Origin of the sequence: Streptomyces sp. NPDC047079, from assembly GCF_040643755.1 — a bacterium.
Taxonomy (GTDB): Bacteria; Actinomycetota; Actinomycetes; order Streptomycetales; family Streptomycetaceae; genus Streptomyces.
This window is the reverse complement of record NZ_JBEYUZ010000004.1, coordinates 425,052-443,384: the sequence shown is the minus strand read 5'-3', so window position 1 is coordinate 443,384 and position 18,333 is coordinate 425,052. Positions and strand designations below refer to the sequence as shown.

Below are 18,333 nucleotides of genomic sequence, written 5' to 3'. Positions count from 1 at the left end.
GGAGGGGCCCGAGAATGAGCGTGATGACCGCAGGGGGCTATGAGCAGCGCGAGGTGAGGCGCGCCCGGCACGCCGTGGCGGCCGTGTTCGCCGTGCACGGTGCCGTCACCGGCTCGTTCGCGACCCGGGTGCCCTGGATCCAGGACCATGCCGCGGTCAGCGCGGGCCAGCTGGGACTGGCGCTGGCGTTCCCCGCGCTCGGCGCGTCCCTCGCCATGCCGCTCGCGGGCCGCATCACCCATCGCTTCGGCGCCCGCAACGCGCTGCGCGGCCTGATCGCCCTGTGGACGCTCGCCCTGGTCCTGCCGTCCCTCGCCCCGAACCTTCTCACCCTGTGCCCGGCGCTGTTCGTCTACGGCGCCTCGGCGGGCATGGCGGACGTCACGATGAACGCCCTGGGCGTGGAGGTAGAGAACCGGCTCGGCCGGTCGATCATGTCCGGTCTGCACGGCATGTGGAGCGCGGGCGCCCTGCTGGGCTCGGCGGCGGGCACGCTCGCCGCGCATCTCGGCTCGGACGCCCGGGTGCACCACGCCCTGGCGGCGGCCGTCCTGACCGTGCTGGGGCTGGCCGCCTGCACCTGGGTGCTGGACCTTCAGCCCGCCGAGGGCGAGGAGCCGCCGCCCCGGTTCGCGCTGCCGCCGCGGTCGGCGCTGCTGATCGGTGCGATCGGGTTCTGCGCGGTGTTCGCCGAGGGGGCGAGTCTGGACTGGTCCGCCGTGTACCTGCGGCACCAGCTGGACAGCTCCGCCGGGCTGGCGGCCGCGTGCACGACGGGCTTCACGCTCACCATGGCCCTCGCCCGGATCGCCGGTGACCGGGTGGTCGACCGTTTCGGTTCGGTGCGCACGGTGCGGGCGGGCGGCGTCCTGGCCGTCCTCGGCGGCCTGATGATCGTGAGCGCGGGGCACCCGGCGGTGGCGATGGCCGGGTTCGCGCTGACGGGCCTCGGCATCGCGGTCGTCGTACCCCTGTGCTTCGCGGCGGCGGGCCGCAGCGGGCCGAACCCGAGCCAGGCCATCGCCGGTGTCGCGACCATCACCTACACCTCGGGGCTCGTGGCGCCGAGCGCGATCGGCGGACTGGCCCAGGCGACCAGCCTCGTGGTGTCGTTCGGCCTGGTGACGGTGCTGTCCTGCGGGCTCGCCGCGTTCGCCGGGGTGCTGCGCACGGGCGGGCGGGACACCGTGAAGGTCAGCCGGCCGGACGCAGCAGTTCCCGGCCCACGGCCCTGAACCGCTCGCTCCAGGACGTCGGGCGAAGCGTCGCGGCGTCGAGCCGGACGAGGACCCGGGTGCCGTGCGCGTATGTCACCGACCCGTCGGCCGAGCAGAACCGGAACCCGTATGTGAGGCCGGTGTTCCCGAGCCGCTCGAGCCACAGGTGGACGGCGTAGGCGCCCGGCCTGGTCACCGGGGCCTCGTAGCTGATCCGTAGCTCCTTGACGGCGTTGCAGAAGTCGCCCGCCGCCTGCCAGTCGCCTTCGAAGGCGAATCCCCGCTCGTGCCACAGCGCCGTCCAGGCCCGCTCGACCATGACCGGATAACGGGCGTTGTGGAGCAGCCCCAGTGCGTCCAGGTCGTCGAAGTGGACGGTGACGGGGATCAGGCGGCCGTACGACAGGACGGGCGCGGTTTCGACGTCGGCGGTCACGGGCGGGGCTCCTCGACATGGTCCGGAGAGGCGCTCGCGACGGTGCGGCGCTGGAACACGCCCATGGTAAGCGGTCGCTCAGCCGCCTTCTCCCCAGGGTCAGCCCGCGATGGAGTCCAGTTGTTCGGCGGCGGGGCGCAGGACCCAGAGGTCACCGCCGGGCGGGGTCTCCAGCAGACGTACGGCCTGCTGGGCCCGGGCGTCGCCCGCGTCCGCGGCCGCGTGCACGACGTCCGTTGCCGCGTACCGGTGGAACTCCAGCTCCGGGTGTGTCCAGGCCGTGGCGCCGGTGGCGGCGGGCAGGAGGTAGTCGACCGCCTTGAACAGGCTCTGCCCGTCCGGGCCCCGGTGGGCCCACAGGTCGACGCCGACGTGCCGGCCGATCGCCGCCAGCCGGGTGTACGCCACCAGGTCGAAGGTGGAGTAGTGCCAGCTGCGCGTCCTGGCCAGTTCCTGGGGCTGGCTGCCGTCCCCCGCGATCTGCGTGTCGATGCGCGCCGCGCGCGCGGCGAGGACGGTCCGCCGGGCGAGTTTCTCGTCGCCGGTCGCGTAGGCGAGGGCGGCGAGTTGCATGTCGTAGAAGGTGCCGTGGTTGTTCTGCGCGGCGCCCTCCTCCTTGCCGAAGGCGCTGTCCGTCAGCCAGGTACGGAAGGCGATGTTCCACTCCCGCATCGCGGTCCGGTCCGCCTTGGACCAGCCGGGAGCGCCGGTGTCCAGGAGGGCGACCGCGTCGAGGACGCTGGTGTAGGACTGCGAGAAGTCGATGATGCCGATGGCGCGGCCGTCGTACTTGCACGGGATGAACTGCCCGTGGTCCAGGTTGGGGTTCATCCGCGTCGCCGGGTCGAGGAACCAGGTGCGCAGGACCTGGGCGGCCTTCTCGGCGTACTGCTGCCTGCCGGTGTAGTACCAGGCGAGCGAGAGGTCGTAGGTCGAGTCGAAGACCTTCTCCACGTCCTGGCGGTCGGTGCCGCTGTCGACCTCGGGGTTGCGCTGCCCGTCGCGCTGTACATAAGGGCAGCCCCAGGGATTGTCCGCGGTCTTCGGCCGTGTGGGCCACCAGTAGGGGGCCTGGCTGAGGTAGTCGTGGACGTCGCCGCCGGGTGCGGGCTTCGGTTTGTCGACGACCGTCCAGGGTCCCTGGCCCAGCCAGGCGTCGGCGCGCGTGGTCAGATCGTTGAGCGCGCTCCGCAGGCGCGGGTCACCGTGGTCGAGCCGGAGCCTGGTCTGCTGAAGCCGGGTGCCGTCGAGGACGGGCGTGCGGGGCACTTTCGGGGCCGCGTGGGCGGAGGCGGTCGGCATCAGGACGGCCGCGAAGGCGGTTGCGGCGGCGAGCAGGGCGGCCAGGCGGGGGTGTGCACTCATCGGACTCCGATCAGCTAGGTGAACGCAGTTCATAAGTGAGATCGTGTGAGCGTAGGACTCCCTGGAGCCCCTGACAATGGTTCGGACGGTTCTTCACGTACAGAGAAAGAGAAGCCTCACCATGGACCTCGGCGTGCGCTGGAAGCTGCACGGTGACGGGCACACGCCCGCGCCAGGAGCGGTCGTCCGCCCCGACGAACGGCTTTCCTGGCCCCGCACGATGGGGCTGGGCGCCCAGCACGTCGTGGCCATGTTCGGCGCGAGTTTCGTGGCGCCCGTGCTCATGGGGCTGGACCCCAATCTCGCGATCATGATGTCGGGCGTCGCGACCGTGATCTTCCTGCTGGCCACCCGTGGCCGGGTGCCGAGCTACCTGGGCTGCTCACTGTCCTTCGTGGGTGTCGCCGCGGTGATCCGGGCCCAGGGCGGCACCAGCGCCACCGTGACCGGCGCCGTGTTCGTCGTGGGCGTCGCGCTGTTCCTGGTGGGCCTCGCCGTCCAGCGGTTCGGGGCGCGGATCATCCACGCGGCGATGCCGCCGATCGTGACCGGCGCGGTCGTGATGCTGATCGGGTTCAACCTCGCGCCGGTGACCGCGTCGACGTACTGGCCGCAGGACCAGTGGACCGCCCTGCTGGTGATGCTGTTCACCGGGCTCGCCGTGGTCTGCCTGCGCGGCTTCTGGTCACGGATCGCGATCTTCCTGGGCCTGGTCTTCGGCTACGGGATCTCGTGGGTGTTCGACCGGGTCCTCGGAAAGATCCACTCGGTGGACGCGAGCGGCAGGCTCACCGACCACTGGCGGCTGGACCTGTCCGGCGTCGGCAAGGCGGACTGGATCGGCCTGCCCCACTTCCACGGGCCGTCCTTCCAGTGGTCCGCCGTCCTGGTCGCCCTGCCGGTGGTGATCGCGCTGGTCGCGGAGAACGCCGGACACGTCAAGGCGGTCGGCGAGATGACCGGCGACCCGCTTGACGACAAGCTGGGCACCGCCATCTCCGCCGACGGCGTCGCCTCCATGCTCTCCACCGCGGTCGGCGGCCCGCCCAACACGACGTACTCCGAGAACATCGGCGTGATGGCCGCCACCCGCGTCTACTCGACCGCCGCCTACTGGGCCGCCGCCGGCTTCGCCCTGCTCTTCGGCGTCTGCCCCAAGTTCGGCGCGGTCGTGGCCGCGATCCCCGGCGGTGTGCTCGGCGGTATCACCGTCATCCTCTACGGCATGATCGGCCTGCTCGGCGCGCAGATCTGGATCAACTCCGATGTCGACCTGCGCAATCCGCTCAACCTGGTGCCCGCCGCCGCGGGCATCGTCATCGGCGTGGGCAACGTCAGCCTCAAGTTCACCGATCACTTCTCGTTGAGCGGTATCGCCCTGGGAACGGTGGTCGTGATCACCGGCTATCACGCGCTGCGGGCCCTGGCCCCCGCGCATCTGAGGACCCAGGAGCCGCTGCTGGACTCGGGCACCTCCTTGTACGACGAGGAGACCGACGCGGAGGACGGCGCCGCGGCGTCGCGGGCCGCGCGCGGGAGTGACGACTCGTAGGCGGACGCGCGGCGCGCGCACGGCTCGACGAGGAACGGCTTCTGTGCGGCCCCGCCGGTCATGGCCGGCGGGGCCGGCCCTTCGCGCGACCGTCGTCGAGTGCGGCCGTCGTCGTGGCCGCGGTGCCCACCGCGACCACCGCCGAGGCCGCGGCGACCAGGACACCGCGGCGCACGCCACGCCTGCGGCCGCCAGGCCCGTAGGCCTGACACTGCCGCCCCCTTCCGTCCCCCTGATGGCCCACGTGGGGCGTCGCCCGTTCCGGGGAAGCCCGCGGGCCGATGGGACCCCGGTCGGCCCCGGGCTGGAACCCTGCCCCCATGGTGCGTTTGGAGCAAGGGACCACCGGGGTGGACACGGTCGTCTCACGCATGCGGGCGCTCGACGGAGCCTGGCCGGAGCACGACGGAGTCGCGGTCTTCAACCGCGTCTACCTCGCCGTCACCCAGGAGGTCGACCGCCGTCTGGACGGGGGGTACTTCCCGGACCGCCGGGCCGCGATCGCGCTGGACGTACGGTTCGCCGAGCGCTATCTCACCGTGGCCGAGGAGGGGCCGGTGCCCGCCTGCTGGCGGCCGTTGTTCCAGCTCCGGCGCCATCCCGGTGTACGGCCGCTGCAGTTCGCTCTCGCGGGCATCAACGCGCACATCGGCCACGATCTGGCGCTCGCCGTTGTCGACACCTGCCGTGCGCTCGGCTGCGAACCGGCCGGTCTGGAGGACGAGTTCGAGCGGGTGGGCGACCTCCTCGTCTCGCTGGAGGAGCGCATCCGCGACGACCTGATGCCCGGCCCCGATCTGCTCCAGCTCGCCGACCCCCTGACCCATCTGCTCGGTGCGTGGAGTCTGGAGCGGGCCCGGGAGGCCGCATGGTCGGCGGCCCGGGCGCTGTGGGCACTGCGGCACCTGCCGGACGTCGCCGAGGAGTTCGGGCGCCGGCTGGACGCGGCCGCGGGATTCACGAGCCGGATGCTGCTGACGCCCCTGCCGCACTGATCCGGCCGCCCGCGCCTGTCGTGCCCGGCCGTGCCCGGTCGCCGCTGTACGTTGACGAGGGGGCCCATCCACGGCGAAGGAGCAACAGGTATGGCGACCCGGCTCGGACTCGGCCTCCCCCAGAACCAGCAGTACGACATCGGCCGGGACGTGCCGGATGTCGCACGCGCCGCCGAGGACATGGGCTACGACAGCCTGTGGGTGTACGAGCGCGCCCTGTTCCCCGTGTCGACGACCCAGGGGCTGTACGGCATCGAGGGCATGCCCTGGCCGGAGAACTACCGCGGGGTGGCCCACCCCCTGGTGTGCCTCGCCCTCGCCGCCACGGCCACCCATCGCGTGCAGCTCGGCACGAGTGTCCTGGTGGCGCCCCTGCACGGCCCCTTCCAGCTCGCCAAGGCGCTCGCCTCGCTGGACGCGGCGAGCGACGGCCGGGTCGTGGCGGGCCTGGGCACCGGCTGGTCCCTCGACGAGTACGCGGCGGCCGGGATCCGCCCGTTCGAGGAGCGCGGCCGGGTCATGGACGAGATCATCGATGTCTGCCGTGCCGTCTGGGGACCGGACCCGGTCTCGTACGAGGGCAGGCTTTCGAAGATCTCCTCCGCCGTGGTCGCGCCCAAGCCGGCCCGGCCGATCCCGATCCTGCTGGCCGCGACCAACAGGACCGCCCAGCGGCGGCTCGTCGACAAGGCCGACGGCTGGATCCCGGTGGGCCTCGGCGCCGACCAGCTGGCGGCGCAGTGGCGCGCGCTCCAGGACCTGGCCGCCGAGATGGGCCGCATCGAGCCGCTGAAGACGGTGATGCGCGCGAACGCCGCGTACACGGCGAAGGCGTACGACGGCCCGGACCGGGGCCCCTTCCAGGGCAACGTCGACCAGATCGTGGAGGACCTGGCGGCCCACGCCGAGGTCGGCGTCGACGAGATCCTCATCGACGTGCAGGGCTCGGTCAGGGACGCGGAGGAGCTGAAGGACGTGGCCGCGAAGGTGTACACGACGGCGCGGGCGGCCGGCGTCTGACCGGCCGCCCTCCCCTCGTCGGCGCGGCTTCAGTCCTCCGGCAGCTCCACCGGCGCGATCTCGTCGTAGACGTCGCCGGGGCCGGGGTTGGACGGGTCGGTGGCACCGCCGAAGTGGTGCATCACGCCCCACACCGCGTTGAGCGCGGTCTGCACGGCGCCCTCGGCCCAGCCCGCCGTCCAGGAGATGTCGTCGCCGGCGAGGAAGATGCCCCGCTTGTCGGCGGGCAGCCGGTCCTGCATGAAGTGCGTGAACAGGCGCCGCTGGTAGCGGTAGTGGCCGGGCAGGTTGGCCTTGAACGCGCCCATGAAGTAGGGCTCGTTCTCCCAGGAGACCGTCACCGGGTTGCCGATGACGTGCTTCCTGATGTCGACCTTCGGGTAGATCTCGCCGAGCGACTTCAGCATGACCTCCATCCGCTCGTTCGCGGACAGCGGCAGCCACTTCAGGCTGTCGTCGCACCAGGTGTACGACAGGCAGATGACGGCGGGCTTGTCCGGGCCGTCGTCCAGCAGGTAGGTGCCACGGGTCATCCGGTCGGTGAGCGTCATCGACATGACGTCACGGCCCGTCTCCTCGTCCTTGTCCAGCCAGAACGGCCGGTCCACGGGCACGAAGAGCTTGCTGGACTCCATGTAGTGGGTGCGCTCGATCGCCGTCCAGTGGTCGATCGGGAACAGCGCGTCGTCACAGGCGATCTTGGAGAGCAGCATCCAGGACTGGGCGGTGAAGATCGCCGCCTGGTAGGTGCGGATGTCCCCGTGCGCGTCCGTCACGGTGATCCGGTTGCCGGCGGTGCGGTGCAGCCGGGTCACGGCGGGCCGGGGCTCGCCGTTCTCGTGCAGCGACTTCAGGGACGTGCCGTAGGCCCAGTGCACGATCTTCTGCGGCTCGCGCTCCCACAGGCGCAGCGGCAACTGCTGCGAGCCGCCGACGATGCCGCGGTGGTGGTCGTCGGCCTCGGTGTAGACGACCCGCAGGATCTCCAGGATGGAGTTCGGGAAGTCGGTGTCCCAGCCGCCGGTGCCGAAGCCGACCTGGCCGAAGATCTCGCGGTGCCGGAAGGACCTGAAGGCCTCGGAGTCGCAGAGGAAGCCGTAGAACGTCTGGTTGTCGAGCTTCTCGACGAGCTTGGACCAGATCTCGCGGATGCGCGGCACATCGCGCTCGCGCATGGCCCGGTTCATGTCGGAGAAGTCGGCGCCCTCCTCCAGGCACGCGTTCCACGCCTTCGCCACGTCACGGTAGACCTGCGGCAGGTCGTCGAGGGTCTCGGCGTAGTGCGTCTCTCCCTTGAGGTCCACGACGGTCGAGGGGGTGGCCTCGGCGAGCGGGTTGGGGAACGGCCTGGTCTTCAGGCCCACCAGGTCGATGTAGTGCTGGAGTGCCGTGGAGGACGGCGGGAAGCGCATCGCGCCCATCTCGGCGGTCAGCGACGGGTCGCAGCCCTCGAAGCCGACGGTGCGCAGCCGGCCGCCGATCTTGTCGGCCTCGTAGACGACGGGCTTGAGGCCCATCTTCATGAGCTCGTACGCGGCCACGATGCCGGACAGGCCACCGCCGATGACGGCGACCTCGGTGCCGTGCGCGGTCGCGGGTATCTGGCCGAGGCCCGCCGGATGGGCGAGGAAGTCGTCGTAGGCGTAGGGGAAGTCCGGGCCGAACATGGTGATCGGCGGCTGCTGCTCGTCTGCGTGCTCGACGGCGTTGGGCACCGTGGACGTCATGGGGTACGGACTCCTTGCGCGGGAAGAACTCGGGGGAAGGCTGCGGAGGTCAGACGAGGGACCCGTAGAGGCCGGGGCGGCGGTCCTTGAGGTACGGGTTCGCCTCGCGGGAGGCGGCGAGGTGGGCGGGGTCGGCGTCGGCGAGGACGAGTTCCTCGACGCGGCCCGCCCGGGCGCGGGCGACACCGTCGGGTCCGGCGAGGGTGGACAGCCCGACGAATTCGAACTCGCCTTCCTGACCGACCCGGTTGACGTAGGCGACGTACATCTGGTTCTCGAAGGCCCGCACCGGGACGAGGGACTCGGCGACGAACTGGAACGGATGCATCTGGGCCGTGGGGACCACGAGGAGGTCGGTGCCGGCCAGGGCGTGGGCGCGGACGTTCTCCGGGAACTCCACGTCGTAGCAGATCATCAGGCCGATGCGCAGGCCGTTCAGCTCGGCCTGGACGACCGGCTGGTCGCCCGGGGTGAAGTGGTCGCGTTCGAAGCAGCCGAAGAGGTGGGTCTTGCGGTAGTTCGCGAGGCGGACGCCGTCGGCGGAGATGAGCTGCGCGGCGTTGAAGACGGTCTCGCCGTCCCGCTCCGGGTAGCCGTAGGCGAGCGCCAGACCGTGCCGCGAGGCGATGTCCGCGATCGCGTCCGCGGAGTCGCCGTCGGCCGGCTCGGCGAGCCGGGTGATCGCGGCACCGATCGCGTACCCGGTGAGGAACATCTCCGGGGCGACCAGCAGCCCGGCCCCGGCGGCGGCGGCACGGCCCGCGGCCTCGTCGAGCACCTTGAGGTTCTCGGCGACCGAGCCGGGGCGGCCGGAGCTCTGGAGCAGGGCGGTGCGCATGCGTGTTCTCCACCGGTACGGAGGGGGTCAGGGGGCCAGTTAGACGGTACGGTCGGCGCCCTCGGCCGGACAAGGAGGAGCCGTTGCGCGCCCGTGCGCGGATCGTTGCGTGCGAGACGGGCCATCCGGCGATTCGTTGCGTGCCGGCGGCCCCGTCCTGGGGCCGCCGGGGCGGGGGCAGAAGGCGCTCCGGCCGGTGCGGGCCGGTGCCTCCCCGGGGCTCACAGCTCGCGCAGCCGCTCCACGATCTCCCGTAGCAGCTCCGGGTCGGCCGCCGGGGCGCCCGCGGGTCTGCGGCGCGGCTCGTCGATGCGCACCAGACCGGCCTCGGCCAGATCGCCCAGCAGCACACGGACGACGGTGAGCGGGAGGTCGGCGTCCGCGGCGAGTTCCACGACCGGCCGCGGCCCACGGCGCACCAGGTCGAGCAGGGACGCCCGGGCGTGATCGACGTCCGGGCGCGAGTCCTCCGTGTCCAGGGCGGTGACCTGCGACATCAGGTCGATGGGGTGCCGGTGCGAGGGACGGGTCCGGCCCCGCGTCACGGTATAGGGGCGCACCATCGACCCGGTCTCGTCCTCGTACCAGTGGTCGTCTTCGGGCACGGCCGGTCAGGTGTCGGCGGGGCCCGAGGCCGACCGCACGGCGGCGTCCATATGGCGGCCGACCCGGCGTACGAGCAGCGCCATCTCGTGCGCCAGCTGTCCGACGTCGGTCCGGGCCTCGCTCAGTACGGCCAGCCGGGTGCCGGCTCCGGCCGGGGTGACGAACAGGTATGCGTCGTCGAGCATCACCATGGTCTGCCGGACCTGCCCCGCGCCGAACCGCTCCCCCGCCGAGCGGGCCAGGCTGTGGAAGCCGGAGCTGACGGCGGCGAGGTGCTCGATGTCCTGTCGGCGCATGCCCTCCGAGCAGCTCAGCGGGAGGCCGTCCGCGGTCAGCAGCACGGCCTGGCGTACGTGGTCGGTTCTGGCCACGAGGTCGTCGAGCAGCCAGCCGAGGTCCGTGCCGGGCGGCTGGTCGGCCTCGGCGGGGTGCTCGGGGCTGCGGTCACGGCGCATCGTCGGCGTCCGTCCCTTCCTCGCTGTCGGTTCGCTCCGTGGGGATTGCGGTTCGCCCGGTGGGGCCGGGTTCCATGGGCGTGCCCTTCCGGCCGCGGTCCAGGCCGCGCTGGTAGGCGCCGAAGATGGCCCGGACCTCATCGGCGCTCACCTCGCGTCCCGGGGCCGGCCCAGAGGTCGGGGCCTCGGTGCGCAGACCGGGGGCGAGGGAGGTCTGACGGACCCGGGTGGGCAGGGCGGGAACGCCGGAGGGCGGGCCACCGGAGGCCTGGGGGCCGGACGTCGAACTCCCGGAGGCCGGGGAGCCGGACGTCGAACCCCCGGAGGCCGTGGCGCTCCCGGTTCCGCCGGCCGCCGTCCCCTCCGTGGCCGGCGACCCCCGCTCGCCCGTATACGCGGACCCTTCCTCACGCGGATGCCGCTGCTCCCGCTCCGGCTCCCGCTCCCCGTCCCGGGTGAGCACCGCCGTCCTCCCCCGAGCGGGCAGCGCCCGCACGGGCGCCTCGTCGCCCTGGACCGGTGTCCCGGGCCCGACCTCCGCCAGGACCGCCTCCGGCAGCAGCACCACCGCCGTCGTACCGCCGTACGGCGACCGGGTCAGGGTGACCTCGACACCGTGACGGGCGGCGAGCCGGCCCACCACGTACAGCCCCAGCCGGTCGTGGCGCGTCGGATCGAAGTCGTCCGGCCCGGTGAGCGTGCGGTGGGCCGCTTCGATCTGGTCGGGGCCGAGGCCGAGGCCACGGTCGTCGATCTCCAGGACGAAACCGCCGCGGGCCTGTTCGGTGCGCAGGGTGACCCGTGTGTGGGGCGGAGAGAACACGGTGGCGTTCTCTAGCAGTTCGGCGAGCAGATGCACGATGTCGGCGACGGCGTCCGCCGCGATGCCCACGTCCGGCATCGGCGGCACCACCACGCGTGCGTAGTCCTCGATCTCGCTCACCGCGGAGGACACCACGTCGGCGACGGGCACAGGTCGCCGCCATCTGCGGCCGGGGGCCGCGCCGGAGAGGATGATCAGGCTCTCCGCGTGCCGCCGCATACGGGTGGTCAGATGGTCGATCCGGAACAGTTCCTCGAGGACGTCCGGGTCGTCCGTACGTCTCTCCAGTGTGTCGACGAGCTTCAGCTGGCGGTGGACGAGGGCCTGGTTGCGCCGTGCGATGTTGAGCAGCACGGCGAAGAGTCCGCGGCGGAGCGTGGCCTGCTTCACGGCGGCTTCGACGGCCGCGCGGCGTGCGGCGTTGAACGCCCGGCCTACCTGCCCTATCTCGTCGGGGCCCCCCTCGCCCTCGGCCAGCGGCGGCGCCTCGGCGAGGGCGTCCACCTCCTCGCCGGCACTCAGCCGTTCCATGACCTCGGGAAGCTGTCGGGTGGTCAGCAGGTCGGCGGCGTCCCGCAGTGTCTCCAGACGGCGGGAGATGCGCCGGGCGCCGCGCACCGCCAGCCACAGCGACAGGCCCACGGCGGCCAGGCCGACCACCCCGACGGCTGCGGCCACGGCCAGCTCCCGGTAGGCGAAGGCCCGCCCGTGCGCGGCCGAGTTCTTGGCGGCCTGGGTGCACAGCAGCATGTAGCGCTTCACGGCCCGGTCGGTGGTCGTGCGCCAGGAGTCGGCGGCGACCGCCCGGCCCGCGCCGGCGGCACCCGCCCGCAGAAGCGCGTCCTCGCCGGCCGTCAGGGCCTCGTGCACCTGGTCACGCCGGAACCGCTCGAAGAGCGTGCGCGAGTCGGCCGGAAGGTCGGGCACATAGGTCCGCTCGAACACACGGCGGTCCTCGATGGTGGCCGTGAGCATGTCGTACTGACGGTCGGTCAGTCGACCGGCCGCGCGCGCGCCGGCGACCAGCGCGTCCTCCCGCGAGACGAACTCCCGCACCCGCACCAGCTCGGTGACGACCTGTGCCTCCCGCGCGAGGCGGCCGGCCTGGAGCGCGGTGAGGGCGGACTGGACGTCGAAGCCGGGTTCCACGAGCGTGCTGTACTCGCTCACCGCACGGTCCCAGGAGACACGGCCCGACAGCACGCGCTCCCGCAGCACCTCCAGCCTGCCCGCGGCGGCGAGCGCGGCGTCGAGCGTCCGGCGCTGCCGGGCGGACAGCCGGCCGCGGTCCCCGTCCCGGATGGCGTCACGCAGGGCGTTCACCGCCCGGTCGGTTCGGCGCTGCTGCTCCAGCAGGTCGAGGGCCTCCCCGTTGCGGTGGCCTCCGCCCAGATACGCGGCCGCGAGCCGCCGTTCGATCTGGATCTGTCCGATGGCCGTGTCGACGGGCGTGCCGAAGTCCTCGTACACGCCCTGGACCCGGACGAGCGCGCGGAGGTCGCCGGTGACCGACACCATGGCGAAGCTCCACAGCGTCAGCAGGGCGACGGCCGGAGCGAGCGAGAGCGCCACGATGCGCGCGCGGACCGTGGTGGGACGGCCGAAGGACCAGCGCATGGTCTCCCCAGGGGACAGGACGGTGGGGTGCCGGGCGGGGCTCGGGCGACCCGCAGGTGTTACTCGCCGGTAGCGAGTGCGGCACAACCTACGGGATGGCGTGCCGCCACCGCAATGGTGTTCCGGGTGACCCGGTGTCATGACCTCCGGGAGACGGCGAAGGTGGTGACCACCGCCGCGTGGTCCGAGGGCCAGTCGTTGCCGGTGACGTCGGGCCAGGGGTGCGGGGTGCCGGTGACCACCGTGCGGGAGTCGAGCACCTCCAGGCCCCGGTGGAGCACGTAGTCGATGCGGTCCTGCGGTTCGGGGCGCCCGCTGCCGTCCTCGTGCAGGGGGTGGACCGGGGACCAGGTGTGGCCCGGGTCGCGGGCCGGGTCCGGGTGCGCCTCGCGGTAGGAGTCGCGAAGGCCCGCCTCCTCGGCGGCCTTCGTCACCGGCCAGGCGACCTCCGGCCGGTCCAGGTGCGAGGGGCAGTTGAAGTCGCCGACGAGCACGATGGGAACGCCCTCGGCGACCGACTCGTCGATCCGGCGCAGGGTGTCCCGCATCTGGGCGAGCCGCACCTCCTCGTGGGCGATCAGCTCGGCCGCGGGCAGCCCGTCGAAGGCGGATTCGTAGGGGCCGTACGGCGTGTAGTCCAGGTGTGCCGTCCAGATGTCGACCTCGCACCCCGGGCCGATGCGTACCCGCACGCCGGCCGCCCCGTAGAAGCCCACGTCCGGGTCGCCGAAGCGGGCGGTGATCGGGTACCGGCTGATGACGCCGAGGTTCTGCCCGGCCCGGTGGTGGTACCAGCCGAGTGCCTCGGCCAGTTCCCGGGCCGCAGTGCCGCCGGTCTCCTGCAGGCCCACCACATCGGCCCCCGTCTCCAGGACGGCCTTGAGCTGCTTGGCCCGGTGGTCGTCGACCATGCTGCCGCCGAGCCACAGGTTCCAGCTCATCACGCGCAGCTCGTACGACAGCAGGGACCGCAGCCGCTCGGGTGTGGCCTCCTCCAGGCTGGCCAGCACGGTCCGTCCGGGCGCCGCGTCGATCGGCGCGAGCGACGGTACGGCGAGCACCGCGCAGCCCGCCGCCTCGGCGGAGGCGACCCCGGTCGGGGTGTCCTCCACGGCCACGCAGCCGGCGGGGTCGACGCCGAGCGCGCGGCACGCGGCCTGATAGGGGTCGGGCGCGGGCTTGGTGCGCTCGGTGTCGTCGGCGGTGACGGAGACCGCGAAGCGTTCGGCGCCCAGTGCTTCCAGGACCATGTCGGTGACGGCCCTCGGGGAGGCGGTCACCAGGGCGGTGGGGATGCCGTCGCGGGCGAGGGCGTCGAGCAGGCCGAGCGCGCCGGGGCGGGGTACGACGCCGTCCCGGACGCGGTCGGCGAACTCACGGTCCAGCTCGGCGGCGAGTTCGGCGGCCGGGGCGCCGGTGAGCGAGGCCAGCCAGCCGGCCGTGTGCTCGACGGGTCGGCCGAGCACCTCCGGCTGGTCGCCGGCTCCCAGTGTCCGGCCGACTCCGGCCGCGACCCGCTCCACCGCCTCCCACCACAGACGCTCGGTGTCGACGAGCGTGCCGTCCATGTCGAACAGGACGGCCTGGAGGGGGCGTCGGGTCACGGTTCTCTCTTTCCTGTGTGGGGGGAGGGCTTGCATCCGGGTGGGCTTCAGCGGGTGCGCTCGGCCACCAGCGCGGGGCGCTCCGGCAGCGTCACCGTCACGGCGGCGCCCGCGGTCAGCGCCGCCGCCTCGGGCGCCGGCAGGTCGGCCTTCACCTCGGTGGCGTCGGCGAGGCGCACGGTCAGCCGGACCGTCGCGCCGAGGAACGCGGTGGCCACCACGCGCGCCTCTCCCTTGTCGTCCGCGGTCACCCGCACCGCCTCTGGCCGCACCAGCACGTCCACCTCGCTCACGGCGGGCGCCTCCCCGTCGACGGGCAGCCGCTGCCCGAGGACCTCGACGGCGCCCGAGGACAGCACGCCGGGGATCCGGCTCATCGTGCCGACGAACTCGGCGACGAAGGGTGTGGCGGGGCGGCCGTACAACTCGGCGGGTTCGGCACACTGTTCGAGCCGTCCGGCGCGCATCACCGCGACGCGGTCCGCCATGGACAGGGCCTCCTCCTGGTCGTGGGTGACGAACAGGGTGGTGATGCCGAGTTCCTGCTGGAGGCGGCGGATCTCCTCGCGCAGGGTGAGCCGCACCTTGGCGTCGAGCGCGGAGAGCGGCTCGTCGAGCAGCAGGACGCGCGGGCGCAGGGCGAGCGCCCGGGCCAGGGCCACGCGCTGCTGCTGTCCGCCGGAGAGCTGGTGCGGGAAGCGATCGCCCTTGTCGCCGAGGCCGACCAGGTCGAGCAGTTCGGCGGCACGGGCGCGGCGCTGCGCGGTGCGCACCTTGCGCATGCGCAGCCCGAAGGCCACGTTGTCGACGACGGTCAGATGCGGGAAGAGGCTGTACGACTGGAAGACCATCCCGGCGTCGCGGCGGTGGGCCGGGACGCGGGTGACGTCCTCGCCGTCCACGAGCACCTCCCCGGAGTCGGGGTGCTCGAATCCGGCGAGCATGCGCAGCGCGGTGGTCTTGCCGCAACCGGACGGCCCCAGCAGGGCGAGGAGCTCGCCGGGACGGACGGTCAGGTCGAGTCCGTCGAGGGCGACGGTGGCGCCGAACTCGCGCCGCAGAGCGCGGAATTCGACGGTCGCTGCGTGGTCGCGGGATACGGCCGCAGCGCGCGGGGCGGCCTGGTCGAGGGTCATGTGGTTCATCCCTTGGCGGCGGATCGGGAGCGCCCGCCGAAGACGGCGAGCGAGAGGAGCAGGGCCCAGGTGACGAGCAGGCTGAGCACGGAGACGGCGACGGAGAGCTGGGCCTGGGAGCCGCCGACGCTGTAGATCCACACCGCGAAGGGAGTGAAGCCCAGCAGCTGGGCGACGGTGAACTCGCCGAGGACCAGCGCCAGCGTGAGGAAGGAGGCGTTCAGCAGCGCTCCGCGCAGATTCGGCAGCACCGCCCGGACCAGCGCCTGGGCCGGGCTCGCCCCGCAGCTGCGCGCGGCCTCCACGAGGGTGCGCACGTCGATGGCCCGCAGGCCCGCGTCCAGGGCCCGGTACACGAACGGCAGCGCCATCACGACGTAGGCGAGGACGAGCACGACGGGGAAGTCCTGGTTCTGGATCGCCACGAACGTCTGGAACAGCGGTGTGCGGGAGAGGTAGTCGGGTCCCCACTTCAGGACGGTGGCGATGCCCGCGACGAACGCGATCGGCGGGACGACGAGCGGCAGCGAGCAGACCACCTCGACGACCGGCCGCAGCCGGGGCGCGTCCAGTCGCAGCGCGACGGTGGCGGGCACCATCAGCAGCAGCACCACGACGATGGTGGCGGCCGCCAGTTCCAGCGACAGCAGCAGGCCGGAGCCGAAGCCGGGGGTGGAGACGATCCGGCGGTAGGCGTCGAAGGTGACACCCTGGCCGGGCACGTCCACCGTGAAGACCACGGAGGCGGCGAGCGGGACCAGGAAGTACAGGCCGGCCAGGGTGAGCACGCCCCAGCGCCACAGGTTCAGGCGAGCCATCGCGCACTCCGTCGTTGCAGGGGCAGGTACACGGCCATGACCAGGCCCGCGACCAGGACCATGTCGAGGCTGAGGGCGAGCGCGACGTTCTCCTGGCCGACCAGGACGTTGCCGGAGAGGGCGTCGGCGATCTGGAGGGTGACCAGCGGTACCGCGCTGCCCACCATGGCCGCGGCGGTGGCGTACGCGGAGAAGGCGCTGCCGAACAGCAGCACGAGTCCACCGAGCAGCGAGGGCAGCAGCACGGGCAGGGCCACATGGCGCCAGTACTGGACGGTGGTGGCGCCGTTGTTGTGCGCGGCCTCCCGCCACTGGGCGCGCAGGCCCTCCAGCGCCGGGGTGATGGTGAGGACCATCAGCGGGACCAGGAAGTAGAGGTAGACGATGACCAGGCCCCAGAAGCTGTAGAGGTTCCAGCCCTTGTCGGTGAGGCCCAGGTGGCGGGTGACCACTCCGGAGTTGCCTAGGGTGGCGACGAAGGCGAAGGCCAGCGGCACGCCGCCGAAGTTGGCGAGGACCCCGGAGGCGGTGAGCACGGCCTCGCGCAGGGCGCGGAATCGGGAGGTCACCACGGCCTGGGCGAGCAGCAGCCCGAGGACGGTGCCGAGGGCGGCGCAGACGGCGGACAGCTTCACGCTGCCTGTCAGGGCGGTGAGGTAGGCGCCGTGCAGGGAGACGGTCAGGTTCGCCGTGCCGTAGGTCGTGGCGCCCGTCGTGGGGTCCTTGACGCTGAAGGCGCCGTTCAGCATGGCCAGGGCGGGAATACCGAAGGCGACGGCCGTGAAGGCGAGCAGCGGGACGACGGCGAGGGTGCCGGGGACGCGGCGCCGCCGCTGCTGTGGAGCAGCGGCGGGCGCCACCTCGGCCTCGGTGAGGACGGCGGTCATCCGGAGACGGCCTTCCCCCAGCCCTGCGCGATGGCCGTCTTGGCCTTGCTCTGCTGTGCCTCGGTCGGGAAGGCCGGCGTGCCGGAGACCTGCGGGAGCTTGGCCGCGGCGGTCTTGTCGAGCGTGCCGGCCTTGTCCATGGCGGTCATCAGCGCGGGGCGGGCGTATCCCTTGAGCCAGAGGTTCTGCCCCTCGGTGCTGTAGAGGTACTCCTGCCACAGGCGGGCGGCCGCCGGGTGCGGGGCGTCCTTGGTGATGGCCTGCGAGTAGTACTGGGCGTACCGGCCGTCGGAGGGGATGGCGACCTTCCAGTCGACGCCCTTGGACTTGAACTCGTCGGCGTACCCGGCGTTCAGGTAGTCCCAGTCGATGCTGATCGGGGTCTCGCCCTTCTCGACGGTGGCCGGGGTGGACTCGACGGGCGTGTAGTTGCCGTTCTTCTTGAGCTTGGCGAAGAGGTCGAGGCCGGGCTGGACGTCGTCGAAGGAGCCGCCGTTCGCGAGCGCGGCCGCGTAGACGCCACCGAAGGCGGAACCCGACTTGGTGGGGTTGCCGTTGAGCGCGACCTGGCCCTTGTAGCGCGGCTCGAGGAGGTCCTTGAAGCTGGTCGGGCACTGCTTGACCCGCTTGGCGTCGCAGCCGATGGAGATGTAGCCGCCGTAGTCGTTGTACCAGCGGGCCCGCGGGTCCTTCTGGCCTTCGGGGATGTCGGCGTAGCCCGTCACCTTGTACGGCGCGAGCAGTCCCTGCTGGGCGGCGCTGAGCGCGAAGGAGCTGCCGAGGTCGAGGACGTCGGGGGCGCGGTCCTGGCCCTTGCGGGAGGTGACGGCGTTGATCTCGTCCTGGCTGGAGCCGTCGGGGTTCTCGACCTGCACCTTGATGCCGTACTTCTTCTGGAAGCCGTCGATCAGGGCGCCGTAGTTGGCCCAGTCGCGGGGCAGGGCGATCGCATGGAGCGTGCCCTCCTTCTTGGCCGCCTTCACGAGGGCGTCGAGGCCGCCGAAGTCCGCGGCCGAGGCCGCGGTGGCCGCGCTCTTGCCGTCGGCGGTGGTGGACGCGTTGTCGGGGGCCGCGCCGCAGGCGCTGAGGGCGAGGGCGGCGGCGACGGCGAGGCCACCGGTGAGGACGGCGGTTCTCGGCAGGAACACGGTCACTGTCTCTCCAGGAGTACGCGCGAGCGGTGAGCTGAGGCAGGGAGAACTTGCTGAACTTGTCTGAACAAGTTGTCCTTAGTACG

At 72.4% G+C, this 18,333-nt stretch carries 16 protein-coding genes; 4 read left to right on the top strand and 12 right to left on the bottom strand.

Translation table 11 applies throughout. The features are described 5' to 3' along the window. Positions 1–23: 23 nt before the first annotated feature. Positions 24–1,235 carry an MFS transporter gene (locus tag ABZ823_RS09050; RefSeq protein WP_361655899.1) on the top strand — a complete coding sequence of 404 codons (1,212 nt, stop codon included), beginning with the start codon at positions 24–26 and terminating at the stop codon, positions 1,233–1,235. On the opposite strand, the gene ABZ823_RS09045 is transcribed toward ABZ823_RS09050, so the two are convergent. Further along, positions 1,195–1,653, bottom strand: coding sequence for a hotdog domain-containing protein (locus tag ABZ823_RS09045; RefSeq protein ID WP_361655825.1), 459 nt, complete (start codon positions 1,651–1,653; stop codon positions 1,195–1,197). The genes ABZ823_RS09050 and ABZ823_RS09045 overlap by 41 nt on opposite strands. A gap of 99 nt (positions 1,654–1,752) precedes the next feature. Then, positions 1,753–3,018, bottom strand: coding sequence for an alginate lyase family protein (locus ABZ823_RS09040; protein WP_361655822.1), 1,266 nt, complete (start codon positions 3,016–3,018; stop codon positions 1,753–1,755). A gap of 121 nt (positions 3,019–3,139) precedes the next feature. Between ABZ823_RS09040 and ABZ823_RS09035 the strand changes: the two genes are divergently transcribed. The 3 genes from ABZ823_RS09035 to ABZ823_RS09025 all read left to right on the top strand — a co-directional run bounded on the left by ABZ823_RS09035 (position 3,140) and on the right by ABZ823_RS09025 (position 6,585). Next, the gene (locus tag ABZ823_RS09035; RefSeq protein WP_361655819.1) at positions 3,140–4,570 is read left to right on the top strand and encodes a solute carrier family 23 protein; all 1,431 of its coding nucleotides are present in this window, start codon (positions 3,140–3,142) and stop codon (positions 4,568–4,570) included. 320 nt (positions 4,571–4,890) lie between these two features. Then, positions 4,891–5,565: a DUF5995 family protein gene (locus tag ABZ823_RS09030; RefSeq protein ID WP_361655817.1), complete on the top strand. Its 675-nt coding sequence runs from the start codon at positions 4,891–4,893 to the stop codon at positions 5,563–5,565. Between the two features lie 90 nt (positions 5,566–5,655). Beyond that, positions 5,656–6,585: an LLM class F420-dependent oxidoreductase gene (locus tag ABZ823_RS09025; RefSeq protein WP_361655814.1), complete on the top strand. Its 930-nt coding sequence runs from the start codon at positions 5,656–5,658 to the stop codon at positions 6,583–6,585. A 29-nt stretch (positions 6,586–6,614) separates the two neighbouring features. Here ABZ823_RS09025 and ABZ823_RS09020 read toward each other — a convergent pair whose 3' ends face one another. From ABZ823_RS09020 to ABZ823_RS08975, 10 genes are all read right to left on the bottom strand, one after another. Then, on the bottom strand, positions 6,615–8,312 hold the full coding sequence (locus tag ABZ823_RS09020; protein WP_361655811.1) for an NAD(P)/FAD-dependent oxidoreductase: 1,698 nt from the start codon (positions 8,310–8,312) through the stop codon (positions 6,615–6,617). Between the two features lie 49 nt (positions 8,313–8,361). Next, positions 8,362–9,150: a carbon-nitrogen hydrolase family protein gene (locus ABZ823_RS09015; protein ID WP_361655808.1), complete on the bottom strand. Its 789-nt coding sequence runs from the start codon at positions 9,148–9,150 to the stop codon at positions 8,362–8,364. A 221-nt stretch (positions 9,151–9,371) separates the two neighbouring features. Continuing rightward, the gene (locus ABZ823_RS09010) at positions 9,372–9,755 is read right to left on the bottom strand and encodes a DUF742 domain-containing protein (RefSeq protein WP_361655797.1); all 384 of its coding nucleotides are present in this window, start codon (positions 9,753–9,755) and stop codon (positions 9,372–9,374) included. A gap of 6 nt (positions 9,756–9,761) precedes the next feature. Beyond that, positions 9,762–10,211: a roadblock/LC7 domain-containing protein gene (locus ABZ823_RS09005; protein WP_361655789.1), complete on the bottom strand. Its 450-nt coding sequence runs from the start codon at positions 10,209–10,211 to the stop codon at positions 9,762–9,764. Beyond that, on the bottom strand, positions 10,201–12,651 hold the full coding sequence (locus ABZ823_RS09000; protein WP_361655787.1) for a nitrate- and nitrite sensing domain-containing protein: 2,451 nt from the start codon (positions 12,649–12,651) through the stop codon (positions 10,201–10,203). Before ABZ823_RS09000 ends, ABZ823_RS09005 begins: the two co-directional genes overlap by 11 nt. A gap of 137 nt (positions 12,652–12,788) precedes the next feature. Then, on the bottom strand, positions 12,789–14,255 hold the full coding sequence (locus ABZ823_RS08995) for an HAD-IA family hydrolase (RefSeq protein ID WP_361655783.1): 1,467 nt from the start codon (positions 14,253–14,255) through the stop codon (positions 12,789–12,791). A 47-nt stretch (positions 14,256–14,302) separates the two neighbouring features. After that, on the bottom strand, positions 14,303–15,391 hold the full coding sequence (locus tag ABZ823_RS08990) for an ABC transporter ATP-binding protein (RefSeq protein WP_361655780.1): 1,089 nt from the start codon (positions 15,389–15,391) through the stop codon (positions 14,303–14,305). A 5-nt stretch (positions 15,392–15,396) separates the two neighbouring features. Beyond that, the gene (locus ABZ823_RS08985) at positions 15,397–16,209 is read right to left on the bottom strand and encodes an ABC transporter permease subunit (protein ID WP_361655777.1); all 813 of its coding nucleotides are present in this window, start codon (positions 16,207–16,209) and stop codon (positions 15,397–15,399) included. Beyond that, positions 16,197–17,096: an ABC transporter permease subunit gene (locus tag ABZ823_RS08980; protein WP_361655775.1), complete on the bottom strand. Its 900-nt coding sequence runs from the start codon at positions 17,094–17,096 to the stop codon at positions 16,197–16,199. The genes ABZ823_RS08985 and ABZ823_RS08980 overlap by 13 nt, the downstream gene beginning before the upstream one ends. Then, positions 17,093–18,250: an extracellular solute-binding protein gene (locus ABZ823_RS08975; protein ID WP_361655772.1), complete on the bottom strand. Its 1,158-nt coding sequence runs from the start codon at positions 18,248–18,250 to the stop codon at positions 17,093–17,095. Before ABZ823_RS08975 ends, ABZ823_RS08980 begins: the two co-directional genes overlap by 4 nt. Positions 18,251–18,333 lie beyond the last annotated feature (83 nt).